General features: G+C 67.7%; 19 protein-coding genes and 1 riboswitch. Of the genes, 16 read left to right on the top strand and 3 right to left on the bottom strand.

Translation table 11 applies throughout. The features are described 5' to 3' along the window. Positions 1-198: 198 nt before the first annotated feature. The 3 genes from QZ271_RS07475 to QZ271_RS07485 form a co-directional block, all read right to left on the bottom strand. Positions 199-612 (bottom strand): hypothetical protein, encoded by a 414-nt coding sequence (locus QZ271_RS07475; protein WP_291430100.1) that lies wholly within the window; start codon positions 610-612, stop codon positions 199-201. Between the two features lies 1 nt (position 613). Beyond that, complete coding sequence (gene carB, locus QZ271_RS07480) at positions 614-3703, bottom strand: carbamoyl-phosphate synthase large subunit (RefSeq protein ID WP_291430101.1); 3090 nt, start codon at positions 3701-3703, stop codon at positions 614-616. A gap of 77 nt (positions 3704-3780) precedes the next feature. Further along, complete coding sequence (locus tag QZ271_RS07485; RefSeq protein WP_291430102.1) at positions 3781-4332, bottom strand: LysE family transporter; 552 nt, start codon at positions 4330-4332, stop codon at positions 3781-3783. Here QZ271_RS07485 and QZ271_RS07490 point away from each other — a divergent pair. The 16 genes from QZ271_RS07490 (at position 4265) to QZ271_RS07565 (ending at position 26536) form a co-directional block, all read left to right on the top strand. Beyond that, entirely contained in the window at positions 4265-5281 is a 1017-nt protein-coding gene (locus QZ271_RS07490; protein WP_291430103.1) for a pyridoxal phosphate-dependent aminotransferase, read from the top strand. The genes QZ271_RS07485 and QZ271_RS07490 overlap by 68 nt on opposite strands. A gap of 104 nt (positions 5282-5385) precedes the next feature. Continuing rightward, a complete protein-coding gene (locus QZ271_RS07495; RefSeq protein WP_291430104.1) occupies positions 5386-5862 on the top strand; it encodes a hypothetical protein in 477 nt (158 codons plus the stop codon). A gap of 181 nt (positions 5863-6043) precedes the next feature. Continuing rightward, positions 6044-6595 (top strand): outer membrane beta-barrel protein, encoded by a 552-nt coding sequence (locus QZ271_RS07500; protein ID WP_291430105.1) that lies wholly within the window; start codon positions 6044-6046, stop codon positions 6593-6595. A 296-nt stretch (positions 6596-6891) separates the two neighbouring features. Continuing rightward, complete coding sequence (locus tag QZ271_RS07505; protein WP_291430106.1) at positions 6892-8118, top strand: argininosuccinate synthase; 1227 nt, start codon at positions 6892-6894, stop codon at positions 8116-8118. Between the two features lie 462 nt (positions 8119-8580). Beyond that, the gene (locus QZ271_RS07510) at positions 8581-9063 is read left to right on the top strand and encodes a GNAT family N-acetyltransferase (protein WP_291430107.1); all 483 of its coding nucleotides are present in this window, start codon (positions 8581-8583) and stop codon (positions 9061-9063) included. After that, positions 9060-9629, top strand: a complete 570-nt coding sequence (locus QZ271_RS07515; RefSeq protein WP_291430108.1) for a GNAT family N-acetyltransferase — start codon at positions 9060-9062, stop codon at positions 9627-9629. The genes QZ271_RS07510 and QZ271_RS07515 overlap by 4 nt, the downstream gene beginning before the upstream one ends. Beyond that, a complete protein-coding gene (gene argH, locus QZ271_RS07520) occupies positions 9610-11010 on the top strand; it encodes an argininosuccinate lyase (protein WP_291430109.1) in 1401 nt (466 codons plus the stop codon). Before QZ271_RS07515 ends, argH begins: the two co-directional genes overlap by 20 nt. Before the next feature lie 53 nt (positions 11011-11063). Further along, entirely contained in the window at positions 11064-11582 is a 519-nt protein-coding gene (locus QZ271_RS07525; RefSeq protein WP_291430110.1) for a GNAT family N-acetyltransferase, read from the top strand. Positions 11583-11705: 123 nt separating this feature from the next. Continuing rightward, positions 11706-12158 (top strand): GNAT family N-acetyltransferase, encoded by a 453-nt coding sequence (locus QZ271_RS07530; protein WP_291430111.1) that lies wholly within the window; start codon positions 11706-11708, stop codon positions 12156-12158. A gap of 85 nt (positions 12159-12243) precedes the next feature. Continuing rightward, positions 12244-12771, top strand: coding sequence for an N-acetyltransferase (locus QZ271_RS07535; RefSeq protein WP_291430112.1), 528 nt, complete (start codon positions 12244-12246; stop codon positions 12769-12771). 95 nt (positions 12772-12866) lie between these two features. Next, the gene (locus QZ271_RS07540) at positions 12867-14528 is read left to right on the top strand and encodes a hypothetical protein (RefSeq protein WP_291430113.1); all 1662 of its coding nucleotides are present in this window, start codon (positions 12867-12869) and stop codon (positions 14526-14528) included. Positions 14529-14598: 70 nt separating this feature from the next. Continuing rightward, positions 14599-15783: a glutamine-hydrolyzing carbamoyl-phosphate synthase small subunit gene (carA, locus tag QZ271_RS07545; protein WP_291430114.1), complete on the top strand. Its 1185-nt coding sequence runs from the start codon at positions 14599-14601 to the stop codon at positions 15781-15783. 150 nt (positions 15784-15933) lie between these two features. Continuing rightward, positions 15934-16018: riboswitch (cyclic di-GMP riboswitch) on the top strand. Between the two features lie 51 nt (positions 16019-16069). After that, positions 16070-16567 (top strand): hypothetical protein, encoded by a 498-nt coding sequence (locus tag QZ271_RS07550; protein WP_291430115.1) that lies wholly within the window; start codon positions 16070-16072, stop codon positions 16565-16567. A 73-nt stretch (positions 16568-16640) separates the two neighbouring features. Beyond that, positions 16641-18650, top strand: coding sequence for a DUF11 domain-containing protein (locus QZ271_RS07555; RefSeq protein ID WP_291430116.1), 2010 nt, complete (start codon positions 16641-16643; stop codon positions 18648-18650). Positions 18651-18802: 152 nt separating this feature from the next. Beyond that, positions 18803-21670: a DUF11 domain-containing protein gene (locus tag QZ271_RS07560; RefSeq protein WP_291430117.1), complete on the top strand. Its 2868-nt coding sequence runs from the start codon at positions 18803-18805 to the stop codon at positions 21668-21670. After that, entirely contained in the window at positions 21671-26536 is a 4866-nt protein-coding gene (locus QZ271_RS07565; RefSeq protein WP_291430118.1) for a hypothetical protein, read from the top strand. Positions 26537-26546 lie beyond the last annotated feature (10 nt).

The following is a 26546-nucleotide window of genomic DNA, read 5'->3' on the forward strand; positions in this document are numbered from 1 at the left end:
GCAGTTTGGGCAGGGAGTCTCGCTGATGGTCCACCTTACCCAATCGACTCCCGGAAGTCACCCTGCTGAGCAGTTACAGCTAAACAATCTGGAAATGCGATCCCCGGCCATTTCGCGTTGATGGGGGAGAGGGGCGGCCCTGGATTCCCCCTCCAGTCCGCCCCCCGTCACCACCCCGCGCCCCAGCAGAAGCGGGCGTCAGATGCCAAACCACACCACGAGTCGCGCCGCTCGTTCATTCGTCTCGTGGGTTTGCGCGAGGGCGTGCCATGCGCGGATGAAGTCCGTTTCCGCGTACTCCTCGTAGGCGTGCGGGGGGATGCGCTCGCGTTCCTCGGCAGTCAGCCATAGCGCGGCGTTCAGCAGCAGCGGGAGTTCCTGTGTGGTGATGAACGTCGCCCCGCCGATCTCTCGCGCGTGGGCGGTCACCTGTTCGTCGTACCGGTCGCGCAGGACGTCGGAAACGTCGGGGGGCAGACCCCGGTCTGCGAGGCCTGCCCCCTGAAGTGCCAGCCTGAAGCGGTGGGCTGATCCGAGCTGGAAGGTGGCGACAGGCCACCAGTGTCCGCCGACCTCCCTGATTTCGCAGTGGAGGTCGGCGGTGAGGCTCATGTCAGCCGTTCACCCATTCCTGGAGGCTCTTCACGCCCAGCGCGTCGTCCTTCGCGGCGGCGATGGCTTTAGCGGTCCATTCGGCGGCCTCTTTGGTGCTGACGATGGGCACGCCGCGTTCCAGTGCGGTGCGCAGCAGGCGGCTGCCGGTCACGTCGATCAGCAGGTTGGGCAACTGGTCGCCGTCCTGCGTGCGGATGACGGTCAGGCCGCTGCTTTGCAGGCTGGTGGCCACGTCGTCCAGGCCGTCGCCGAGCAGCAGGGCGGTGCCGGTGGTGGGGACGTTGCTTTTCGCGCCGATCTGCGCGCGGTAGAACGCGCGGTAGGGGTCGCTGTCGATGCCCATGCTCTCGCCGGTGCTTTTCATTTCGGGGCCGAGGGTGGGGATCACGCCCGCGAATTTCAGGAACGGCAGGTGCACTTCCTTCACGGAGTACATGGCGGGAACGGGGGTCTCATGCAGGCCGATCTGGTCGAGGGTGTGCCCGACGGCGATGCGGGCGGCACTTTTGGCGAGGGGGTGGTTCACGGCCTTGCTCACGAACGGGACGGTGCGGCTGGCGCGTGGGTTCGCTTCGAGGATGTACGCGACGTTGTCCTTGACGGCCCACTGGACGTTCATCAGGCCGCGCACGCCCAGCGCCAGGGCGAGGCGTTCGGTGTCGGCTTTCACGCGGGCCAGCAGCTCCGGGCTCAGGTTGACGGGCGGGAGGATGCAGGCGCTGTCGCCGGAGTGGATGCCAGCGGCCTCGATGTGTTCCATGATGCCCATGACGACGGCGCGCCCACCTTCGGAGGCGGGGCCGTCGCAGAGGGTGTCCACGTCGAGTTCCAGCGCGCCTTCCAGGAACTGGTCGAGGAGGATGCTGGGTTGTCCTTCGACGGCGGCGTACACCTCGCTCAGGTAGGTGGTGAGTTCGTCCATGGAGCGCACCGTGCGCATGGCGCGGCCCCCCAGCACGTAACTGGGGCGGGCCATGAGTGGGAAGCCGAGTTCTTCGGCCAGCGCGGCGGCCTGATCCGGGGTCTGCGCGACCAGGCCTTTGGGTTGCGGCAGGCCCAGGCGTTCGCACAGCGCGTTGAAGGAGGCGCGGTCCTCGGCTTCGTCGATGGCGTCCACGCTCGTCCCGATGATGGGCGCTCCGGCTTCGGCGAGGCGGCGGGCGAGTTTCAGCGGCGTCTGCCCGCCGAGCTGCACGATCACGCCGACGGGTTTCTCGTGTTCGACGATGTTCATGACGTCCTCGAACGTCAGCGGCTCGAAGTACAGGCGGTCGGCGGTGTCGTAGTCGGTGCTGACCGTTTCCGGGTTGCTGTTGACCATGATGGTCTCGTACCCGGCGTCCTGTAACGCCCACACGGCGTGCACGGTGGCGTAGTCGAATTCCACGCCCTGCCCGATGCGGTTGGGGCCACTGCCCAGGATCACGACCTTGGGTTTGTCGGTGGGCGTGACCTCGTCCTCCCACTCGTAGGTGGAGTAGTGGTACGGGGTGTGCGCCTCGAACTCGGCGGCGCAGGTGTCCACGGTCTTGTACACGGGCACGGCGCGGGCTTCCTTGCGGATGGCGCGCACGTCCAGTTCGCTCAGGCCGACGATCTCGCCGATGCGGGCGTCACTGAAGCCCAGGCGTTTGACCTCGCGCCAGATCTCGTACTTCCAGGTGCGGACAGGGCCGAGTTCCAGCAGTTCGCTTTCCGCGTCGATGATTTCCTTGAGCTGCCCCAGGAACCACGGGTCGATCCTGGTGGCGCTGAACAGGTCTTCCGTGCTCTCGCCCCGGCGCAGCAGTTCCAGGACGGCTTCCAGGCGGCGGGGGTTGCCGTACAGCAGGCCGCGCAGTTCGTCCACGCTCATGGCGGCGAACGCGCCGCGCACGTCGGATTCCACCGAACGCATGGCCTTCTGGAGGCTTTCCTTGAAGGTGCGGCCAATCGCCATGACCTCGCCCACAGAGCGCATCTGCGTGCCCAGCGCGTCACTGCTGCCGGGGAACTTCTCGAATGCGAAGCGCGGGATTTTCGTGACCACGTAATCGATGCTCGGCTCGAAGGAGGCGGGCGTGATGCGGGTGATGTCGTTCTTCAGTTCGTCCAGGTGGTACCCGACGGCCAGCAGCGCGGCGATCTTGGCGATCGGGAAGCCCGTCGCCTTGCTCGCCAGCGCCGAGGAGCGGCTCACGCGGGGGTTCATCTCGATCACGATCACGCGGCCGTCTGCGGGGTTCACGGCGAACTGGATGTTGCTGCCGCCGGTGTCCACGCCGATCTCGCGGATGATCGCCAGGGACTGGTCGCGCAGGCGCTGGTACTCCACGTCACTCAGGGTCTGCGCGGGCGCCACCGTAATACTGTCGCCGGTGTGGACGCCCATCGGGTCGAAGTTCTCGATGCTGGTGATGATCACGACCGTGTCGGCCGTGTCGCGCATGACTTCCAGCTCGTATTCCTTCCAGCCCAGGATCGATTCTTCCAGCAGCACGCTCGTCACGGGGGAGTCGCGCAGGCCGCCTTCCGTGATCGTCAGGAACTCCTCGTACGTGTGCGCGATCCCGCCGCCCGTGCCGCCCAGCGTGAACGAGGGGCGGATCACGATGGGCAGCCCGATCTGTTTTTGGTACTCGACGGCTTCTTCCATCGAGTGGACCATCTGGCCCTTGGCGGTCGCCACGCCGATCTTCTTCATGGCCGCCTGGAATTCCTCGCGGTCCTCGCCTTTGCGGATGGCGGCGGCGTTCGCGCCGATCAGTTCCACGCCGAACTGCTCCAGCGTTCCGTCGGCGTTCAGGTCCATGGCGAGGTTCAGGGCGGTCTGGCCGCCCAGGGTGGGCAGCAGTGCGTCCGGGCGTTCCTTCTCGATCACGCGGCGCACGAATTCCGGCGTCAGCGGTTCCAGGTAGGTGGCGTCCGCGAGGTCCGGGTCGGTCATGATGGTCGCGGGGTTGCTGTTGATCAGCACCACCCGGTACCCCTCGTTCTTCAGCGCTTTGAGCGCCTGCGTGCCCGAGTAGTCGAACTCGGCGGCCTGCCCGATCTGAATGGGGCCGCTTCCGAGAATCAGGATGGTCTGGAGATCAGTACGCTTAGGCATTCCAGAGAATGAGCCTAACACGCCCGGACGCCCGGCGGCGTAAGGGCGTCTGCAAACTTATGCAGGGCCGCAGGGGATTACAGTCCGCGCAGCAGCCCCGCCGCTGTCAGCAGGAGCGTCGCGCCGATCAGCAGGTCCAGTACCCGCCACGCACGCGGGCGGGCCATGACCGGAGCCAGGGCGCGGCCCGCCACGGCCAGCGTGAAAAACCAAGCCCAGGACGCCAGGACCGTGCCCAGCAGGAACGCCGTGCGTCCGCTGCCGCTCAGGCCCGCGCTGGCCCCGCCGATCAGCACGACCGTGTCCAGCAGCGCGTGCGGGTTCAGCAGACTGAAGGCCGCCGCCGTGCCGATCACGCGGGCGGGCGCGGTGACTGTCCCGTCCACTGCACCGCCCGGCGCGGCGTGCAGGCCCGCGTGATCGGCCTTCAGGGCGGCGCGCAGGGACCGCAGGCCGTACCACGTCAGGAACGCCGCGCCCAGCAGCGTGCCCGCCGTCACCAGCGTCGGGTGGCGGGCCAGCAGGCCGCCCACGCCCAGCACGCCCAGCGTGATCAGGACCGTGTCGAACGCCGCGCAGGCCAGCGCCGCCAGCAGCGCCCAGCGCCGCGCGAGCCCCTGGCGCAGCACGAACGCGTTCTGCGGGCCGATGGCGACAACGCTGGGCGCGGACCTGGGCGTGGACGGCGCAGACATCACCGTCACGTGCGGCGCGACCGAGGCGCTGGATGTCCTGGCGTTGTCCCTGTACGGGCCGGGCGACGAGGTCCTGATGCTCGAACCGGTGTTCGACGTGTATATCCCGCAGGCGCGGCTGGCCGGCGCGACGCCCGTGACCGTCCCCATGCGTCTGGACCCGGTGACCGGCTGGTCCTTTGACCCCGGCGCGCTGGGAGCAGCGGTCACGCCGCGCACGCGGGCGCTGCTGCTGAACAGTCCCTTTAACCCCACCGGGACGGTGTTCACGCCGGACGAACTGGCGGACATCGTGGCCCTGGCCCGCCAGCACGACCTGTGGATCATCAGTGACGAGGTGTACGACGAACTGTACTTCGGGGAGCGGCCCGTCAGCGTGCGGACCCTCGCGCCGGAACGGACCTTCACGGTCGGCAGCGCCGGCAAGCGCCTGGAAGCGACCGGCTGGCGCGTCGGCTGGATCGCCGCGCCCCCCGGCCTCGGCGCGGGCCTGAGCGGCATGCGGCAGCTCACGTCCTTCTGCTCGCCCGCGCCCCTTCAGGCGGCGGTGGCGGCCGCGCTGCCCATCGCCCGGCAGGACGGCTTCTATGACACCCTGCGCGCCGGGTACGCCGAGCGCCTGGCGCTGCTGTCCGGGGGCCTGCGCGACCTGGGGGCCAGCGTGTTCGAGCCGCGCGGCACGTACTTCCTGACCGCGCGGCACACCCACTGGACGGCCGGGTCCCTGGTCGAGCAGGCGGGCGTGGCCGTCATTCCCGGCGAGGCCTTCTACGTCCGGCACACCGCTCCACAGGGCCTGCTGCGCGTGGCGTTCTGCAAGTCCACCGAGGACATTCACCTGGCGCTGGAGCGCCTGGAACGCTACGTGCGCTCGCAGTCCTGACGCACGGTACGCGCCGGAACGTAAATCCCCCATGAAGGTCACCGCGCGTTTTTGTAAAGAACCCCGCCTTACGCCGCGCCCCCGGTCCTGACTATGCTCGGGGCATGAAGAAGACCCTCCTCGGCCTCCTGGCGATCACTGCCGTTTCCTCTGCCTCCGCAGCCAACTACGTGGGCGGCTCGGTCGGTTCCGGCGCGACCCTGCACTACCAGACGGACCTGACCGGCTCCAGCGCCATGCGCTACAGCCTGAACCTGGACGCCACGAACTTCAACTTCAACTACCTTGCCGTGGGCGGCAGCGTGGACTACCTGGGTGACTTCACGGGCACCGGCGCCGCGCTGGGCGGCCTGACCCCCTACTACGGCCTGGGTCTGGGCGCCGGGGTGGCCCTGGGCAACGGCGGCGGCGTGAGCCTCTACCCGCACGGCACGCTGGGCCTGCGCTACAACGTCACGGACCCCCTGAGCATCTTCGTGGAAGGCAACGTGGGCCCCAGCATCAGCGTGGGCGGCACGAACGCCAGCAGGGTGGCTGTCGGCGGTGGCGCGCGCATCGGCCTGAACTACCGCCTGCCCTGATCCATCCGCGCGGGCAGCCACGCCCGTCCTGAACCCCCAACGAACCCCCCGACGAACCCACCAACGAACACAGAGGCGAATGACCCCCGCAGCGGGCATTCGCCTCTCTTCGTCTCGGGGGAACGGGGGCTGGTCATCTTCGCTTGCGCTCATGAGACCGCGCCGTTACTCTCTTCGGGATATGAAGAAATCCCTCATGATCCTCCTTGCCCTGAGCACCGTTTCTACCGCCGCCGCCGACAGCCTTGGCCTGAGCGGCGCCTACCTGAAAGGCTTCTACCGCGTCGATGGCAAGAATACCGATGTGGATGGCTCGGCCGCGATCGGCCTGAGCTACACCTACGATATCGGTAGCGCGTCCGCCGTGCGTGCCGAACTGGAACTGCTGCCCAACCTGTACGAGACTAAGAAGCTGGGCTTTGGCGGCGAGTTCACCTACCTGCGCTCCGTCATGACCAGTGATATGACCGACGTGTACCTGGGCGGCGGCCTCGGCCTGAACACGGTTTCCGAGACCTCGCAGGGCGTGACTGTCCGTGCCACGGCCATCAACCCCACGCTGCTCGTCGGTGCGCGCTTCGCGGTAGCTCCCGGCTTTAGCGCCTTCGCAGAGTTCGCCGGTGGTCCTTCCTTCCTGCGTGGCAGTGTCGGCAACGGCACGGCAAGCGTCAGCACCTCGCTGACGGGCGCGTTCATCAAGCCGCGCATCGGCGTTGCGTACAACCTGCGCTGATCTGCGCGCATTTTTCCGGGGCCGCCGTGTGCGGCCCTTTATCACTGCCTGTACGAGCGAACTGGACACCCGGCTTGACCCTGCGGGTGGCAGACTGCTACTCTCGCTGCATAGCTATGCGATTTTAGCGCATAACCATACATTTACATGCAGACTCTAACCCTCCGACGCTGACCGACCGCCTGACCCCACCCGGGGCCACAGGCGGCGTGCTCACGCCCGGAGGGCCTTGTGCTGCTCACTTCAGACCAACCGCTCCAGACCAACACTTCACACGAACAGGGGAGAATCAGACCATGACCAAGGAAAAGATCGTGCTTGCATACAGCGGCGGCCTGGACACCAGCATCATCCTCAAGTGGCTCCAGACGGAAAAGAACTACGACGTGGTCTGCTTCACCGCCGACCTGGGTCAGGGTGACGAGGTCGAGGAAGCCCGCGTCAAGGCCCTGAACACCGGCGCCGTCGCCGCCTACGCGCTGGACCTGCGCGAGGAGTTCGTGCGGGACTACGTGTTCCCCATGTTCCGCTCGTCGGCGCTGTACGAGGGGTACTACCTGCTGGGCACCAGCATTGCCCGCCCGCTGATCGCCAAGAAGATGGTCGAGATCGCCGGGAAGGAAGGCGCGGTGGCCGTGTCGCACGGCGCGACCGGTAAGGGCAACGATCAGGTGCGGTTCGAGATGACCGCCTACGCCCTGAACCCCGATATCGTCACGGTCGCCCCGTGGCGCGACTGGGAATTCCAGGGCCGCGCGGACCTCGAAACCTTCGCCCGTGAGCACGGCATTCCGGTGCCCACCACCAAGAAGGACCCCTGGAGCACCGACGCGAACCTGCTGCACATCAGTTACGAGGGCGGCATTCTGGAGGACCCGTGGGCCGAGCCGCCCGCCCACATGTTCAAGCTCACGGTGGACCCCGCCGACGCGCCCAGCGAGCCCGAGTACGTGGAAATCGAGTTCCTGAACGGTGATCCCGTCGCCATCAACGGCGAGCAACTGAGCCCCGCTGCGCTGCTGGCCCGGGCGAACGAACTGGGCGGCAAACACGGCGTGGGCCGCCTGGATCTGGTGGAAAACCGCTTTGTGGGCATGAAATCACGCGGCGTGTACGAAACGCCCGGCGGCACGGTCCTGTACCACGCCCGCCGCGCCGTCGAGAGTCTCACCCTGGACCGCGAGGTCCTGCACCAGCGCGACCAGCTGGGACCCAAGTACGCGGAACTGGTGTACAACGGCTTCTGGTTCGCCCCGGAACGCGAGGCGCTCCAGGTGTACTTCGATCACGTCGCCAGCAGCGTCACCGGAACCGCCCGCCTGAAACTGTTCAAGGGCAACTGCGTCACCGTGGGCCGCAAGGCCCCCCACAGCCTGTACGACAAGGACCTCGTGAGCTTCGAGGCGGGCGGCGACTACAACCAGCACGACGCCGGCGCGTTCATCAAACTCAACGCCTTGCGCATGCGCGTCCAGGCCCGCGTGCAGGCCAAAGCCGAAGCCAAGGAAACCGCCCAGGTCTGACCCTTAGGGGTGCACGACCATCTCTGCACCGCGAGGGAGGAACGCCGTGACACCACAAGCACCGTTCAAACGTCGGATCCTCCTGGGTACGAAGGGCCGCAGCAGTCACTACGTCTGCTTCGACTGCCGGAAACAGTTTGCCAAACCGACCAGTTCGACTGTGGTTCGTGACGCGCTGGGTAAACCGATGCGTTCTGGGGGCGGCTTCGACTCCGGCGCCGCAGAATTCAAGTGTCCACAGTGTGGTCAGCCCCTGACTCACCTGGGCAAGAACTTCAGGGCGCCCGTTCAGAGCGATGTAGAGGGATGGGAAGTCGCACGCCGTCTGGTGAACGCCGGATTCAGGTACGCATACACCTGGGGGCCTTATCCGACGCGTCTCCGGGACGTTCCGGCATTCATTGAGCAGAACAGCTGCAAATCCGCAGGTGAACGTCTCCTCGACCAGTGGAAGGGTCAATCGTGACGCTGCCCGCCGGATTCACCCTGCGCCTCGCTACGCCCGCTGACGCGGCCCTGATTCAGTCCCAGCGCACGGCCATGTTCACCGATATGGGCAGTGACGCGGCGGGGCTGAAGCGTGTGTATGAGGCGGGCGCCGCGTGGCACGCGCGCATGCTGGCCTGCGGCGCGTACACGGGTTTGCTGGTCGAGAGTGGGGGAGAGGTGATCGCCGGGGTGGGCATCCTCTGGACCGACTTGCCCCCGAACGCCGACACGGACAGCTCCGTGCGCGCGTACGTGCTGAACGTGTATGTGCGCCCGGAGCACCGGGGGCGGCGACTGGCCCGCACGCTGATGCAGGCCGCGCTGGCCGAATGCCGGGCGCGGGGCGTGGACATCGTCACCCTGACCGCATCGGACGCCGGGCGGCCCACGTACGAGGCGCTGGGCTTCGTGCCGCAGCGGGAAATGAAGCTGCTGCTCCCGCCGGTGAACCCGTGACGGGCGCCGCCCTGCGCCCCGTGAACCGCGACGACCTCGCGGGCTTTCACGCGGTCATGATGGCCGCCGGAATGGACTCCCGCTCCAGCTGGGCGCGGACCACGCCCGACGACCTGGAACGCTCTCTGTTCAGCCCCGGCGCGGGCGGGTTCCTGGCCGTGGGCGCAGGCGAGGTGTTGGGTTGCGTCGGCTACCGCCCTGATCTTTCCACCACGGGCGGCCCGCACACCCTGACCCTGAACAAGCTCGCCACCCACCCCACCGCGCGCGGCACCGGCCTGGGCCGCGCCCTGGTCTGGCAGGTCGAGCACGTGGCCCGCGCCGGCGGGTACGGGCGCGTGCTGCTGGCCGTTTCTCAGTTCAACCTGGATGTACTGCCCTTCTACGAGAAACTCGGCTACGTCGTGTCAGACGACCTGTACGCCCACGCGAACCCCAGTAGTCCGCCGCCGGTGGTGCTGGTCAAACCAATCTTTTCTCCTCTCTCCGGGGGAGTGGGGCCGGGGGTGAGGGGTTCCTTCACTGCCCTCCCGAGGACGCAAGCCAATGACGAATACGCAGGATAAGAAACTCTGGGGTGGCCGCTTTGCGCAGGCCACGGACGGTCTGGTGGAACTCTTCAATGCGTCGGTGGGCTTCGATCAGCGCCTGGCCGAGCAGGATATTCGCGGCTCGCTGGCGCACGTGGCAATGCTGGGGCAGGTCGGCATTCTCAGTGCCGAGGAGGTCGCCCAGATAGGTGAGGGCCTGAACGCCGTGCTGGCCGATATTCGCGCGGGGAACTTCGAGTGGCGGCTGGACCGTGAGGACGTGCATATGAACGTCGAGGCGGCCCTGCGTGACCGGATCGGGCCGGTGGCGGGCAAGCTGCACACGGCCCGCTCGCGGAACGATCAGGTGGCGGTGGATTTCCGTCTGTTCACGAAGGAAGCGGCGCTGGATCTGGCCGATAAGACCCGGGCGCTGCGCGTGGTGATGCTGGCGGAAGCCGAGAAGTACCTGTCGGATGAGGTGATCCTGCCGGGGTACACGCACCTGCAGGTGGCGCAGCCGATCCTGCTGTCTCACTGGTTCATGGCGTACGTGGCGATGCTGGAGCGCGACGAGGGCCGCTTCCGGGACGCGGCCGAGCGGATGGATGAGTCGCCGCTGGGCTCGTCGGCGCTGGCGGGGACGCCCTGGCCCATCGACCGGCACGCGACGGCGGCGGCGCTGGGCTTCGCGCGGCCCACGGCGAACAGCCTGGACGGCGTGGGCAGCCGGGATTTCGCGCTGGAGTTCCTGTCGGCCTGCGCGATCCTGTCGGCGCACCTGTCGCGCCTCAGTGAGGAACTGATCCTGTACTCCACCTTCGAGTTCGGCTTCATCACGCTGCCGGACAGCCACACGACGGGCAGCAGCATCATGCCGCAGAAGAAAAACCCGGACGTGTCCGAACTGGCGCGCGGCAAGGCGGGCCGGGTGTTCGGGAACCTGATGGGTCTGCTGACGGTCGTGAAGGGCACGCCGCTGGCGTACAACAAGGACCTTCAGGAGGACAAGGAGGGCGTGTTCGACTCGTACGACACCCTCAGTATCGTGCTGCGCCTGTACGCCGAGATGATGCCCAGGACCGTCTGGCACGCCGACGTGACAGGGGCGGCCGCTGCCCGTGGCTACTCCACCGCGACCGACGTGGCGGACTTCCTGGCCCGTCAGGGCGTCCCGTTCCGCGAGGCGCACGAGGTCGTGGGTGGACTGGTCGGCCTTGCCAGCCGCAGCGGGCGGCAGCTGTGGGACCTGAGCGACGAGGAACTGCGCGCCGCTCATCCGCTGCTGAACGCCGGGGTCGCGCAGGCCCTGACCGTCACCGAGAGTGTCCGGGGCCGCGCCAGTTTCGGCGGGACCGCCCCGGACCGCGTCCGCGAGGCCATCCGGAACGCCCGTCAGGGGCTGGAGCGCCCGTGACGCACTTCGCGGTTCCTTCCGTTCCGTCTGCCTTTCCCCTCAAGGAGTTCCCCATGACCCTGTCCGACATGCACGTGAAACTCCGTCAGGCCACCCCGTCGGACCTGCCCATTCTCCTGGACCTGCTGACCCGCTGCGGGCTGCACACGTCCAGCGTCACGCTGAATGCCGGGACGTACTGGATTGCGGACCTGGATGGCGTGCCCGGAGGCTGCATCGGCCTGGAGCACGGGCCGGGCGTCAGCCTGATCCGTTCGACGGCGGTGCTGCCTGAGGCCCGCAGTCAGGGCCTGGGACGCGCGCTGGTGCGGTCGGCGCTGACGCACGCGACGCTGCGCGGGGACCGCAGCGTGTACCTGTTCAGCGAGGAAGCCGGGGATTACTGGCGGCGCTTCGGGTTCGTGCCGGTCACGGCCGACGAGATCGCCGGGGCGCTGCCGGACGCGCCGCAGGTGGTCAGCGGGCTGTGTAGCGGCTGGATTGGTGGCGAGCAGGCGTGGCGGCTGGACGTGCAGCCGCAGAAGCTGCGGGACCCCCAGCCGGGCGCGGCGGGTGAGGCGGCGCAGGGGTGAACGGGAACTGGCAGTGCTTCCAGGCGGCCATGCGCTATGCTGACGGCACGCACAACCCGTCTCGACCGGCTCCCGCAGGGGCTCCGGTTTCTTTGCCTCATTCCGACTGCGGAGGAACATCACATGACCGATTCCAGCGTTCAGATTCGCCTGGCGAGCAGTGCCGACCGGGATACCGTTACCCGCGTGTTTCACGATTCCGGCCTGGATACCGACGCCACGCTGGCGGACGGCACGACCTACTGGGTACTGGAACGCGGCGGGCAACCGGTCGGCGCGATTGGCCTGGAGCACGGCCAGGGAGCCTCGCTGCTGCGCGGGGCAGCCGTGATGCCCGAAGCGCGTGGCAGTGGGCTGGGCCGGCGGCTGGTCATGAGCGCCGTGGAGTACGCGCAGGGACGCGGGGACCGCGCGATCTACATGTTCAGCAAGGGCGGCGACTGGGGCACCTTCGGCTTTCAGCAGGTGCCGCTGGCCGTGGTGATGGGGGACGTGCCGGACGCCCCGCAGATTCAGGCGTACCGCGCGCAGGGCAGTCGGCCCGGCGAGACCACCTGGATGCGCGCCCTGAGCTGAAGCGGCCCGGTTCTGGGCGGTGGGCGGTAGGAAACGGCCCGCACCCCACCTTCCACACCCGGCCGTCTTCTCAGGGGGGACCCGCGTGACGTTGGCCCTGGATTCCATCGCCGTGCCGGACCTTCACCCGGACGCGCCGCTCGTCACCCGCAAGGCGCGCCTGTCGGATATCGACGCCATTCACGAGCTGATCGGGTACTGGGCGGCGCGCGGGCTGATGCTGGTCCGGTCGCGCGCGCTCCTGGCCGAGACCATCCGGGACTTTCACCTGGTGCTGGCCGAACCGCACGGGGAGCGGCCGGGCGGGCTGGCCGGCGTGTGCGGCCTGCACATGCTGGCCCCGGATCTCGCGGAGGTGCGTGGGCTGGCCATTCACCCGAACATGCAGGGGCGCGGGCTGGGGCGTGAGCTCGTGGCCGCCTGCGAACACGAGGCCCGCCAGATTGACCTGCCGGCCCTGTTCGCCTGGACGTACCAGCAGGGTTTCTTCGAGAAGTGCGGCTTTACCCGCATCGACAAGACGAACCTGCACCCGAAAGTCTGGAGTGAGTGCCAGCGCTGCGCGTTCTTCGAGAACTGCAACGAGATCGCCATGTACCGGGAGCTCCGGTGACCGGGCTGCCCGGGGGACCCGGTGCTCCCGCTGAAATCGGCTGGTCCGCTGAACTGCGGATGCGGCCCGCGCCGCTCCCCTCTACCATGAGGCCCATGAAATCCATGCACGCTGCCGCTGCGCTTACCTTCGCCCTCGCGGCCACTGCTTCCGCGCAGGGAACGTCGGCTCCGCTGACCTCGCACCTGCCGGCCGGGGCGCTCCTGACCCTCGAAACGAACGGCGCGGTGCCCACCCTGGACCGTCTGACTGGCCTATTCGGCGGTGTGCTGGACAGTGTCCCCGACCTGAGCGGGGATCTAGAGGCGTCCGGCGAGATGCTGCACGGATTCAGCGGCGTCCTGGCCGACTCGGTGGGCCGCGAGGGCGTGGCGGGCGTGTTCACGGTGCAGGGTCGCGGGGGCATCTTCACCCCGGCGTTGCTGGCGGTGGCGCGCACAGGTGACCTGTCCTCCGAGATGTTCTCGTCGTTCATTCCCAGGAAGAAGGGCGCCCGGGTCGGCGCGTACCCCTTCGTGCGTTCCGGGAACCTGTTCGCTGGGCAGGCGAAGGGACTGGTGTACCTCTCGAGCGACAAGGCGCTGCTGATGTCATACCTGGGCCGCCTGAGCGGGAAGGCCGCGCCCACCCTGGCGGCCTCCGCGCCGTACGCGCAGGCGACCCGGGCGGCCGGGCGGGTGCAGCTAGGCGCGTACCTGAACTTCTCGGCCACCGCGAAAGTGATCCGCGGGCAGCTCGCGCAGTTCATGCTGCCGCGCCTGCTGTCGCCGGTTGTGAACGCCCTGGACACCCTGGGACAGGTGGCCGGAGGCCTGAGCACCACCGACACGGGCCTGAACACGGTCTCGGCGCAGGTCGTGAACGCGGCGGGCAAGGACCGCCCGCTGGCGCGCCTGCTGACCCACACCACCGATTTCGGTGTGCAGGACCTCATCCCGGCCGACGCCGAATCGGTGCAGGCGACCGCCTGCGCGCCCGAATCGAACGCCTACGCGGCCCGCTGGCTGACCCGCCTGGACCTGCTTGAGCCGTTCGGATTCCTGACGGACAGCCAGCTGGCCAGCCACCTGGAACGCTCCGGGCAGTACCTGGGCAGCGAGTGCGCGCAGGTCACGCTGGCCGGCGGCGCACGCGCGAGTCTGAACCAGTCCGACCCACTGGCGACCCTGGCGACCACCGTCACGTACCAGAGCGTGCGTGACCGCGCGGCCGCCGGGGCGCACCTGCCCGAGTACGCCCGGAGCGTGAACGAGGCCCTGGCTGGCCTGCGCGGCACCCTGAAGGGCACGCTGGGAGAGCTGATGAAGGGTGACATGGCCGGCATGGAGGAGGACGGCGGGGCCGCCGTGACAGCCGCCGGTTCCTTCGACCAGATCGACCGGATGCTGGCCGGTCTGAAGATGGTGTACGCCTTTGAGGGCGACTACCTGATGACCGCCTTCAGTGAGGAAGCCCTCCAGGCCGCGCTGGCGGGCAAGGGCGCGCCGCTCGCGCAGGACCCGGCCTTCCAGGCGGCGGGCCTGAGCCTGACCGGCAGCGGCGGCTGGGCGTACCAGCCGAACCCAGCGGACCTGAGCGGCGACGACCTGCTGGGCAGCGTTCCGCCCGAGATGCAGGATACGGCACAGAACGAGACGCTCGGCCCGGTGATGCACGCCGTGGCTGGGTTGCTTAACCGCTATGACGGCATGAGCTCACAGCGCACGGTGACGGGGAATGTCATCATCGGCAAGGCGAACGTGAAGTACCGCTGGTAAGACGGCCGTAAGGTCACGTGCGCCGGGCCATGAAACGCGTCCGGAGAGGCGCGAATGGGGAGGAACGAACATGATCAGGAAAGAACGGGCCATTCTGGCCCTGGAAGACGGCACGGTGTACCGCGGGTACGCTTTCGGGCACCGCGGCGAAACGGTCGGCGAAGTCGTGTTCAACACCTCCATGACCGGGTACCAGGAGATCATGACCGATCCCTCGTACAACGGGCAGATTGTGACCATCACGTACCCGCACGTCGGGAATTACGGCGTGGCGATCTACGACATGGAAAGCAACAAGCCGTACGTGCGGGGATTCATCTCCCGCGAATTCAGCGCCGAGTACTCGAATTACCGTGCGCAGCAGTCCCTGGAGTCGTTCATGCAGCAGTACGGGGTCGTGAGCATCCAGGGCATCGACACGCGCGCGCTGGTACGCCGCCTGCGCACGGGCGGCGTGGTCAAGGGCGTGATCGCGCACCGCAGTTACACGCACCCGGAAGATCCGTACGGCGAGTTCACGCCCGCCGAGGAGCAGGTGTACGTCAGCCGCGCGCTGGGGCACCAGGACATCGACGGGCACGACATGACCCGTGAGGTCACGACCGCGCTGCCCTACGCCTTCCCGACGCTCCGGCACGGCAAGCGCGTGGTCCTGATGGATTTCGGGATCAAGCACACGATCATCGAGCGGCTGGCCGAGGTGGGCATTGAACCGATCGTGGTGCCCGCGCACACCACGCCGGCGCAGATCATGGCGCTCCAACCGCACGGCCTGTTCCTCAGCAACGGCCCTGGCGACCCCGCGCCGCTGGAGTACGCCCACAAGACCGCCTGGGAACTGATGGGCCTGCTGCCCACCTTCGGGATCTGCCTGGGCCACCAGATTCTGGGGCTGGCGGCGGGTGGCCGGACCTTCAAGATGAAATTCGGTCACCGGGGTGGTAACCAGCCCGTGAAGAACCTGTTAACGGGCCAGGTCGAGATCACCTCCCAGAACCACGGGTACGCGGTCGATATCGAGTCCATCCCGAACGGAGCGTTTGTCCCGACGCATGTGAACCTCAATGACGGCACGCTCGAAGGCATGGCGCACGCGCGCTACCCGGTGTTTTCGGTGCAGTACCACCCGGAAGCCAGCCCCGGCCCGCACGACAGCCGCTACCTGTTCGACCGCTTCATCGAGGAGATAGACGCCTTTGATGGGGGCAGCGGTACACCCGCTGCGAAAGTGCATTCTGGCCGTCTGGGGGTTTGACAACAGCGGGTCAGCAGCCGATGATAGGCGTGGGCAGAAGGTGAGTGATTTCGCAGTGAAGGCTGAGTAAGTCCTAGGACCGAATTTCACTGCAAGACTCCCAGATGTTCATCAGATACGGCACCCCAGCGGTGCTCCGCTCTGACCAATCAGCTGTTCCGGAGCTATGAATCACCTGGCCCATACGGGCGCCTTGCCAGGTGTGGAGCCAGTGGCGCGACCGACAGAACAAGGGAAACCATTCCCCTGACTGTCGGTCTCTTTTTTGCTCCGGAGGTACAACGTCTTGAAGCGCCCGCTCCTTCCCTTCCTCCTGATCACCACCGCCAGCGCACAGACCGGCACCTCCCAGCAGAACGTGACTTTCACGCTTCAGCAGGACCTGATCAAGAGCGCCGTCACGGACGGCAAGGGCACTGAGACCGTCATCGAGAATCCCAAGACGGTTCTTCCTGGTGACGTGCTGCGCGAACAGCTCACACTCGTCAATGTCTCCGGCCGGAAGCTGACGCAACTCCTGGTCAATGTGCCCGTCCCCAAGGGCACCGAGTTCGCCCAGCTGAGCACCGCCAACGCCAACCGGTGGAAAGCGCAGTACAGCCCTGACGGGGGCAAAACCTTCAGCGCCGCTCCCACCCGCACCGTGACCGTCACCGAGAACGGACAGTCCGTGACCCGTAAGGTTCCGGTCCCCACGACCGAATACACCAACGTGCGCTGGATTGTCACCGACATCAACCCGGACGAAACGCTGAAGTTCGCCTTCCGCGTGAAAGTCAAGTAACAAGCGGTTGCACGCCAGCCGCCCACCCAGCAGGACGAACACACCGAACGCCCCCCGGCTCGGAGGAGAACACATGAAGAATTCCTGGAAGTTTGCCGCCCTGATCGCCGCGCTCGCCGTCGGCTCCGCCTCTGCCGCTGGTACCGCCGCCGGCACCATCATCACCAACACGGCCAACATTGTCTTCACGCCCGAAGGTGCCACCCCCGGCACGCCCCCCACCACGGTGCCTTCCAACCCGGTCAACACGACCGTGCTTCCGGTGCCGAGCTTCACCATCGTGAAGAACGACGGCAGTGCCGACCGCACCACCCCCGACTACACGGCCCCCGGCCAGACCGCCACCGCCAGACCCGGCGACACCGTGGTGTTCCCGTACACCCTGACCAACACCGGCAACGTGCCCAACGAAAGCTACACGCTCACGAACACCCCAGACCCCACGTCGGCTGTCAAGGCTCCCGAGAACATCCGTTTCTTCCCGGTCACCGCCGACACCAACAACGACGGCACCCTCAGCGCCGCCGAAATCGCGGCCTCCACGCCCATCACGACGATTACCGGCGTCAACCAGGATCAGGCCGTCAAGTTCTTCCAGGTGTACACCATTCCCACCACGGCCACCAGCGCCGACAAGTTCGGCGGTGACCCCACCGGCAACCGCCAGGACAACCCGGGCTTCAACAACGATCCGGCCGTCCCGCAGGACGCCAACAACTCCAACGTCACGACCGTGGACCGCAAGGACGCCACCGTCATCGGCCCGAAGAACGACCCGGACGGCAACGGCACCCCCACCACCGCGCCCTACCCCAGCACCGACGCCACTCCGGTGACCATCACGCCCAGCGCCGCTGACACCCAGACCGCGCAGGCCACGACGACCACCACGGCCGTCACCTTCACGAACACGGTGCAGAACACCGGCAACCGCCCCGACGTGTTCGACATCACCACCGGTCAGAGCGGCTTCCCGACCGGCACCACCGTTCAGCTGCTCAAGCCCGACGGCACCCCCCTGACCGACACCGACGGCGACGGCGTGCCCGACGTGGGCAGCCTGGCCCCCGGCCAGACCGCCGATGTGCTCGTCCGCGTGACCTTCCCCGCCGGCAGCGCTCCCACGAATCCCGCCACCCAGCCGACCGTCACGGTCACCACGACCAGCAGCAACGACCCCACCAAGAAAGACGACACCAAGGACATCGTGAACCTGCCCAGCCTGTCCTTCGGTAACCCCACGGCCAACACCCCCGGCGGTGACCCCACCCCGGTCGGCACGCCCGAGGCTGGCGCGCCCGGCAACCCCGGCACCCCCATCATTCCGCCTGCCACCTGCACCACGACCTCCCCGGCCATCCAGTCCACGGTCGCCATGGAGATCGCCAACCTGGGGAGCGCGCCCGACACCTTCGACGTGAGCGGCACCGCGCCCATCAAGCTGACCGACGGCACCACCGTGAATGTCCCCGTGAAGTACTACGTGGACACCAACGGAAACAAGGCGCTGGACGCCGGTGAGCCCGCGCTGACCGACACGAATGCCAACGGCACCCCCGACACCGGCGCAATCGCCCCCGGCACCGAGCTGAAACTGATCGCCGTGGTTGCCGTGCCCTGCGCCGCCGCCGCGCAGACCATCACGCTTAACCAGACCGCCAAGTCCCCTACGACCGGCGTGACGGTCACGGACCCCAACGACACCATCACGGTCGGTACGACCCCGGTCAACGCACCCAGCAAGACGGTCGACAAGGCCGATGCCAAACCCGGCGATACCCTGACCTACACCATCGTCGGTAAGAACACCAGCAACGCCAACGTGACCAAGGCCTTCATCAAGGACACGCTCCCCACCAACACCACCTACGTGAGCTTCACGGCCACGAGCACCGCCACTGGCCCCATCCTGTACTCGACCAACGGCACCAGCTGGAGCGCCACGCCTATCGCCGCGCCCCAGGCAGACGGCGTGAGCGTCTACGCAGGCGTGGATACCAACGGCAACGGCACCATCGATACCGGCGACATCCTGACCCCCGGCCAGGCCATCACCGGCATCTTCACCGTCACGGTGAAGTAAGGACCGCAGCGCGCCCCACCTCCCGCTGTGGAGGCAGGGCGCGCCTTTCCCCCAACAGGGGAGTTTCACTTTTTCATCCCACTCCCCCTCATCCTCTCATAACAAGAGAAACCGATTTTTCTACCCCCACCGACTTCGGGAGGCAACGCAACGTGCAAAAACCCCTTGTGCTTCAACTGCTGATGGGACTGGCCCTGAGTCTGGTCAGCCCCGCGTACGCGGCGGGCACGCCAGCCGGGACCGTGATCCAGAACGCTGCCGTACTGGAATTCACGCCGGAGGGCGGCCCGCCCACATCCATTCCTACGCCGCCCGTGACGACCACCGTGACGGCCATGTGCGCCCTGAGCGTCCTGCCGAACGGCAGCGTGGCCGCGCCCGGTCAGAGCTACAGCCTGCTGCCTGGTGAGGGCGCCACGCTGCGCTACACCGTCTCGAATACCGGTAACGCCGTGAATACCGCGAACCTGAGCGTCCTGACCGACGCCGCTTCGCAGTTCGTGCCTGGCGATCTCAGCATTCACGAGGACCTCAACGGCAACGGCATAATCGATCCAGGCGAGCAGGCCGTCACGTCCCTCACCCTGGCCGCCGACCAGACCCGCAGCGTGCTGGTGAAGGTCACGACGGCCGCCGCCAGCCGTGGGGCCGCGTACCTGAATCTCGTGGCCGCCTGCGCCACCAACACCAGCGGCCGCCCCGGCGAGACCGACGACGACAACGTGGCCCGCGTGAGCGTCGGCGAGCCTCCGGCACTGACCCTGACCAAGACCTTCACGCCCGCCGTGGTCCGCCCCGGCGAGGACACCCTGGTCACCCTGACCGCCCGGAACACGGGCCAGGGAGCCTCGCGCCCCGTGACGGTCACGGACTTCCTGAACACCCCGGACATGCGCGACTTCGTGTTCCGCAGCGCCAGCGCCAGCCTGAGCGGCGACGGCGTCATCGAGTACAGCGCCGACGGCAACGCCTGGTCGGCGGGCGAAACATCGCCGGTCAGCGCCATTCGCGCCCGCACCGAGAGCCTCCCGGCCGGTGGCACGCTGACCCTGACCTTCCGCCTCGGCGCGCCTGCCACCGATGTCGGCACGCGCCGCAACGTGGGACAGCTGCGCAGCAGCGACATCAGCGTGGACGCCCCGGCGGACATCACGGTGCGCTACACGCCCAGCATCGCCCTCGGCCCGATCAGTAACCCCCAGGCGTTGCCCGGCGGGGAACTGAGCAGTGACGACAAGCAGGTCCGTCAGAACGCCCTGCTGGGGCAGGAAATCTGCTTCCCTCATACGGTGCAGAACCTCGGTGATCGCCCCGACAGCATCACGATCACCGGACGGATCGTGACCGGGCAGGCCACGCTGCGATTCACCGAACTGAACGGCACGCCCATCACGGAACCGTTCATCGTGCCTGACCTCGCGCCGCAGGCCACCCGCGATTTCAACGCCTGCTACGTGCCCACAAAGGCCAACATCAGTACCGCCAACGAGGCCGTGCGCGCCGCGCTGACCGCCACGAGCAGCCGTGGAGCCGCCGACAACCTGACCATCGACTGCGTGATCAACGTCGCTCCCAACCTGCTTAACCCGGTCAAGACCGGCGACGCTGACGAGGGCTTGGTTGAGCCTGGTCAGGTCATCACGTACACCCTGACCTTCAAGAACCCGCAGAGCTTCGCGCTGACCAACCTGGTCCTGCGTGACAACCTGAAGAACCTGCAGATCCGGAACGCGCAGGGGCAGGTCACTCGCACCGATAGCCTGGAGTTTATTTCGGCCGACCAGGGCGGCGCACCTGAAGGCACGGACGTCGTGTGGCGCTTTGCGCGCCTCGCGCCGGGCGAGACCCTGACGCTAAGCCTCAGGGCCCGGGTGCCCGCCGCCACGCCCGATGGAGCGCGCGCCGTGAACACCTTCACGGTGGGCAGCACCGAGGTTCCGGAGCCCATCCGTTCAAACCCCGTGCAAAACGGCGTGTTCGATCAGGCGAACCTGACCCTGGTGAAGAGCAGCAGTCCCGCCACCGTCTCGTTCGGTCAGACCATCACCTACACCTTCACCGTCACCAACCGCTCGGCCACCGGGGCCCTTCAGCAAATCAGGGTCACGGACAACCTGCCCGTCGGGCTGGAGTACGTGGACGGCAGCAGCACCCTGAACGGCGCGTCGATCATTCCTACCGTGACGGGCCGCGAGTACGTGTGGAGCATTCCCGGCCTTGCCCCGGGCGCGAGCGCCGTCATCAACTTCGACGCCGTGGTCACGCCTGCCGCCGGTAGCCAGATCCGCAACAGCGCCCTGGCGACCGCCATCAGCAACAACGGCGAGATCAAGACGCCGCCCAGTAGCGCCCTGAACACCGTGAATCCGCTGATCTTCGGCCGCAACACCGCCGATCTGGTCGGCTACGTGTTCCTGGACGTGAACCGCAACGGCGTGTACGACCGGGGGACCGACATTCCCTGCCAGAACGCCCGCGTGATCCTGGCCGGGGGTCGGATTGCCCTGACCGACGCGGAAGGCCGTTACCACTTCCGTAACCTGATGGAAGGCACGGCCGCGCTGCGCCTGGACCCCAACTCGGTCGCCGCGCAGGCCATCAGCATGCCGCAGGATGCCGGCCGCCCTGGGAGCCGACTGGTGTTCCTGCGCAACCTGACCAGCGTGGACTTCCCGCTGGCCCCGCAGGCCGGTGATATCGCGGTGATCCGTGAGACCACCCTGCGCGTGTCCAGCACCCTGCCCGGCCAGCCGGAACGCAGCCTGCAGATCCGCAAGGGCTTGTTCCAGACGGACGAGCCAGGCGAGTACCGTGTGCAACTGCTCCTGAGGGCAGACGCGGACCTGAGTAGCGTCACCCTCACCGATCCGCTGCCGCAGGGCGCGGTCCTGACCGACGGCCAGAACATCCTGACCTACGACACGCTTGCCAGTGGAGAACGCGCGGTGACCTACCGCTTTCGCTGGGCAGGCGACCCTAACGGCGCCGTCACCGACCCGACGGCCAGCTGGAGGTACTGAGTGAAACGCGCCATCACCACCCTGACGGCGGCGCTCCTCGGCTCGGCAGCAGCGCAGGAAATCGCCACGTCCCTTCCTCTGACCTCCGTCGGCAACAAGCTGATGTGGACGGTCGGAGACCAGGACCTGAGACTGATCGTGGGGCTTAGTTCCCGCGTGCAGCTCGACGTGTACGGCGCTCAGTTCGACCCGAAGGACTACCGCAGCGACGATTACTTCGGAGACGAGAACTACTCTACCGAACGTCCCAAAGCCCCGGTCAACTCGACATTCAGCCTCGTGAACGCCGATGGCAAGGTCGTGCGGGAACAGAACTTCGGCGTGGGCGCCCAGGACTGGCAGACCTTCCTGAACGATGACCTGCCCGCCGGCACCTATACCCTGAAAGTCCGCACCGAAGGCAACGGCAAGAACACCTTCGCCTTCCGCCTCAACTCGATCAGCGCGGCCGTCGAGGCCGACCACCTGAACATCACCATCCGCAGTAACGACTGGGTGCCCGCCCTGAACGTCGCCAATCCCGGCGGGCCCATGGGCATCCGCATGTACGACGGCGACGGCCCAACCGAGATGGAAGCTGAACTGCGCGACGCGCAGGGCAACGCCTACCCGGTCAAGGTCAGCGGTCAGTTGCAGTGGGATGACATCAAGGTGCCCGAGGAAGCCGGCAACTACACCCTGTACCTGCGTCAGCCCAAAGACACGTACCAGTACTCCAACTCGGTCGGCTTTGAGCTGACGACCGGGCCTATCAAGATCGTCACGGCCGACACCACCGGCAAGCTGGACATCAAGGCCGAACTGATCCTGCCAGAGGAGACCCTGCCCACCCAGGCCACCGTGACCGTGGGCGAGCAGGCGTACAACGTGCAGGGCAGCGCCGGACCGTTCACCCTGCCCGCCAGGGAGTACCCGGTGACCGTCGAGCCCGTCAAGGGCGCCGATGTGACCCTGAACGCACCGGCCGCCACGGTCGTCAAGCAGCAGACCGCGCACGTGGCCGTGCAGGTCAAGCCCAGCATGGCCCTGAGCTTCGTGGCTGATAAACCCGAAGTCTGCGTGGGTGACGTGGTGACCTTCACCGCGCGCGCCACCACCGCCTTCGAGCGGCAGACCCTCCCCGCCAACCTGCGCGTCAAGCTGCCCGCAGGCTTTACGGCGGCTGGCGAGACGAGCGTCACGGCCCGCGTGGACGCCGCCAATCCCGGCATCCTGACCTTCGAGGCGAAGGCGGACGCGGCTGGCAGCGGCGACTTCACCGCCACGCTGGCCCCCTGGAATCAGGCGCAGAACCTGAACGTGCGGGTGCTGCCCACCGCCACACAGATCGAACTGCGCCGCGCCCCTCTGCCCGAAACACTGGCCGGCGAAACCGTCACGGTTACCCTGACCCTGAAAAACACCAGCGGCGCGCCCGCTCCGTACACCCTGACCGACGCGCCCGGCGAGACGCTCGAAGCCCTGGACCCCACCAGGTTCAGCGGCGAACTGCAACCCGGCGAGGAAAAGATCCTCAGTTACCGTGCCCGTGTCAGGGGTGACGGCGGCGCGCGCGGCACCCTGAACGCCACCCTGAGCAGCAACTGTGACAGCCAGCAGGTCGTGACCGGCGTACAGGCCGTTCAGACCCCGCCGCCGCCCGCCCCGACCCCGGTCGTGTCGGTCACGCGCGACAGCACCGTCCGCATTCCCTTCGACGTGCCCAGCACCAAGAACGCCAATCAGGTCATCGTGGCGCACCAGCCGCCGGCCGGGGCCGCCTACGTGCCCGGCAGCAGCCAGTTGAGCGGCCGCGCCATCGCGGACCCGCAGACCGGACCGAGTGGCCGGTACTACTGGACCACGCCCGGCGCGGCTCGTGGCGTACTGACCTACCGGGTGACGCACGAGGGGGCCCTTCCGGCGCTGGCCAGCCCCACCTTGATCGGCCGCTACGCTGGCGGGCAGCTGAACGTGCTGGTCGGAGACGGTAACCTGGACGACCTGAACGGCCTGAGCGCCGTGACCAGCACGCAGGAGAAGACGCCCGAGAATCCCGGCGCGCTGAAACTGCCGCTGGACGGCACGGTCTACCGCGAACGCGACCGGATCACGGTCGCCGTGCAGAGCCCCGCCGACAGCGCCGCGCTGCCCAGCGTGAACGGCGTGCCCGTGGATCCCGCCACCCTGGGCCGCAAGAGCGTGGACGTCAGCAGCGGCACCCAGCGCCAGGAGTTCTACGGCCTGCCGCTGCGAACGGGCGAGAACACCATCACCTTCGGCGACCAGACCATCCGGGTGTTCCTGACCGGCACGCCCGTCCACGCCGACCTGAAAGCCGCGCAACTGATCGCGGATGGCGTGACACCCATCCGCATCGGCCTGCGCCTGACCGACGCTGCCGGACTGACCACCGCCAGCAGCAGTGTCACGGTGCAGACCACCCTGGAACCCATTCAGGGCGACGCGCAACCGCGCGTGGGCAGCTATCAGGTGAAACTGGTGGACGGCGAGGGCGTACTGGAGCTCGAGCCGCTGTCGGCCCCTACCCGCTTTGACGTGCGCCTGCTGCTGGGTGACAGGGTCGTCACCCGCTCATTCGAGGCGCTGCCCAGCAAGACCCGTGTGGGCATCGGCATGGTCAGCCTCGGCGCGGTCCTCCAGGGTGGCGGCGTCGCTGCCGGGGAGGCGCGTGGACAGGCTTACCTGGAAACGCCCGTCGGGGACGGCAAACTGTATGTCGCGGCCAGCGGCGCCGTGAATGCCGAGCGCGACGCGACCGCTAAGGTCACGGCCGCGCTCGACCGCGCCCAGGGACTGCCCACCACCTCCAACCCCTTGCAGCGGTACTCCACCTACGGGGACAGCAGCACGGAAAGCACTCCGCTTCAGGGCATCGACCCGGTCGCCGTGCGCTACGAACACCCCGCCTTTAACGTGCAGTACCGTCAGGCGCCGGTGCCCGTGGACGTGTTCAACCTGGGTATCACGCCCACCGCCCTGAGCGGCTTTACACGCAGCAACCCGCAGGTGTCGGGCTTCGTGGCCGCGCTGCCCGGCGACCTGATCCGGCGCACCCTGCCGGCCAACGGCACACGCGTCCTGACCCTGGCCGACAGCGGCCTGCAACCCGACAGCGAGACCGTGGAACTGGTCACCGTGGACCCCCGCACCGGCGCCGAAACGGGTGTCCGGACCCTGGCCCGCCTGACCGACTACACCCTGGACCCGGTGGCGGGCGTCGTGTACTTCCAGCGCGCTGTGGACCTGATCGACCGTGAGGGACGCGAGCAGAGCGTGCGCCTGAGCTACCGCCTGAACGACCCGCTGGGGGCCCGCAAGCTCGCCTGGGGCGCGCAGGTCAAGTACCGCGTCACCGACGAACTGAGTGCCGCTGCCGCCGCCGTGAACCTGGACGGCGTGACCAGTGTGGGCGTCCGCGCCCGTTACGAAGCCGATCAGGGCCGCGCCGACCTGCTGGCCGCCTACGCCGGGGGCGGACTGCTGGTGAACGCCAGCGCCAGCGCCACCCTGGACCGCCTGGGCGTGAACGCCAGCGTGCACTACCAGGCCAGGGAGTACGCGGGCCTGAACGCGACCCTGCCCGGCCTGGGTGTGAGCGCCGACGCTACCTACCGCGTGACCGACACGGTGGCCGTGGCCGCCGCCGCCACGTACCAGCAGACGCCGGGCAAGTCCGGTGCGGCGGGGACCAGCGGCGGACACGCCGATCTGAAGGGGCTGTACACCTTCTCGCCCTTCACGCTCGGGGCGGGTATCCGCGCGGGCTTCGGAGATGAACAGGGCCTCGGCGCGGTCGTCAGTGGCACGTATGCCAGCGGCGGCCTGAGCGTCTCGGCCGAGCATGCCCAGCGCCTCAGCGGCAACCTGAACACCACCACGACCCTCAAGGCCAGCGTGCCCGTCGCGCCGAACGTGACCCTGAACGCCCGCGACGACATCGACTGGGCCAAGGGCCACCGCGCCAGCCTGGGCCTGCAGTCCCGTCTGGGCATGACCAACATCGCTGTGAACTACGACCTGCCCGGCGCAGACGGCTGGGGCAACCGCGCCCGCTTCGGCGCGGACACCGCCCTGCCACTCAGCGACAACCTGAACCTGGGCCTGAACGGCAGTTACGTGATGGACCTCGACGGTGACGCGCAGAACGAGGGTGGCTGGAACGCCGGCGTGGCCCTGCGCTACAAGACCGACCGCCTGACCGGCACCGTTGCTGCCGACGCGGCCACCACGGGCGGCGCGTTCAGCGTGGCCCTCAAGGGCGGCGCCACGTACAGCCTGAACGACCAGCTGACCCTCAGCGCGGACGGCACCCACGTCTTTGCCGGTGATGAGAGTGGCAGCAACTACTCGGTGTCCGCCGCGCTGCGCGCCGGGCAGTGGCAGGGTCTGGCGTACCTGCGCTACAAGGACGGCGCGCTGGCCGGGAACACCCCGGAACTGATCGCCGAGGCGACGGCCGAGTACCACGCGCCCCGCTACGCCGTGCGTGCCGGACTGGCCGGACGCAGCCTGCTGGATCAGCCGGGCAGCGCCACCTATCAGGGGTCCATGAGCGGCACGTACTACGTGACCGAGCAGTTCGGCCTGGGTCTCGCTGCGCGCGGCCTGATCCAGCCTGCCACGGGATCGAGCCTCCTGAGTCTCGGGCTTGAAGGCAGCTACCGCGCTCTGCCCGGCACCTGGGTCACATTGGGATACAACCCCGTGGGCTTCCAGGGGATCGGGACGAACATCTACACCCGTCAGGGACTGTACCTGCGTCTGGACTTGATGCTCGACGACGGCCAGGCCAACGGCGTGAACCTGACTGCACCGACCTCGCCCCCCTTGCCTGAAGACCCCGCGACCGGGGGAGGGGACTGATATGGGATAC

The organism is Deinococcus sp., assembly GCF_018260555.1.
In the GTDB taxonomy this organism is placed as follows: Bacteria; Deinococcota; Deinococci; order Deinococcales; family Deinococcaceae; genus Deinococcus.